Consider the following 1,046-nt stretch of genomic DNA (forward strand, 5'->3'; position numbering starts at 1 on the left):
CCGTAGTACCCGTTGCCGGGGTCCGCGCTCCAGGAGCCGCCGCTCTCGCACTCGGCCACCTTGTCCCACGTGGTGCCGTCGGCCGCGTTGGCGCTGGCCGCGCCGAGCAGCGGGATGGCGATGGCGGAGCCGGTCACTCCGGCCGCGACGAGGAGGGCGGGCGCCTGGCGGGGGCGACGGTGTCGACCGTTCCCGGAGAGCATGCGGAAGCCTTTCGAGCGACAGCAGAAGCGGCGCGGCGGATGGAGCGGCTCGCCGCGCTGATGGGTGAACGTATCGGCAGACGATCACTTGTCACAAGTTCATGCCGCGCAGATCACGTGAAGATCACAGTGTTGAGGTGTTGTCACCTTTTCGCTGAGGGTCCGTCACCATCCCGCCCGGCGGGCCCGGGGACGGCGTGAACTCCACGGGCAGGGTGCGCAGGCCGCGCATGATGAGCCCGCCGCGCCGGCGCAGCTCCGCCGGGTCCACGGCGAGCCGCAGATCCGGCAGGCGGGTGAGCAGGGTGGCCAGCGCGGTCTGGCCCTCCAGGCGGGCGAGCGGCGCGCCGAGGCAGTAGTGGATGCCGTGCCCGTACCCCAGGTGCTGGTTGTCGCGGCGGGCGAGGTCCAGCACGTCCGGATCGGCGAACCGCTCCGGGTCCCGGTCGGCCGCGGCGAGGACGACGAGCACCGGATCGCCGGGCGCGATGTCCTGCCCGCCGATGGTCAGCGGCTCGGTGGCGAACCGCCAAGTGGCCAGCTCCACCGGGCCGTCGTAGCGCAGGAGTTCCTCCACACCCGTCGCCAGCAGACCGGTCTCCTGCCGCGCCAGGGACTCCTGCAGCCGGCGGCGCTGCTCGGGGTGGGTGAGCAGCGCGTAGGTGCCGTTGCCGATGAGGTTGACGGTCGTCTCGAAGCCGGCGAACAGCAGGATGAAGGCCATGGCGGCGGCCTCGTTCTCGGTGAGGTGCTCGCCGTGGTCGGAGGCGCGGATGAGACCGGAGATCAGGTCCTCGCCCGGCGCGGGCTCGGCGGGCAGCGCCTGCCGCTTCCGGTGGATCA

Annotated in this window: 2 protein-coding genes; both read right to left on the reverse strand. The window is 72.4% G+C overall.

The features are described 5' to 3' along the window. The coding region (locus IE312_RS40810; protein ID WP_229900105.1) for a transglycosylase family protein at positions 1-203 on the reverse strand (203 nt) is incomplete at its 3' end. Between the two features lie 124 nt (positions 204-327). Next, on the reverse strand, positions 328-1,046 hold a 719-nt coding region (locus tag IE312_RS40815), incomplete at its 5' end, for a cytochrome P450 (protein WP_229900107.1).

Source organism: Streptomyces capoamus, assembly GCF_014654935.1.
Lineage (GTDB): Bacteria > Actinomycetota > Actinomycetes > Streptomycetales > Streptomycetaceae > Streptomyces > Streptomyces capoamus.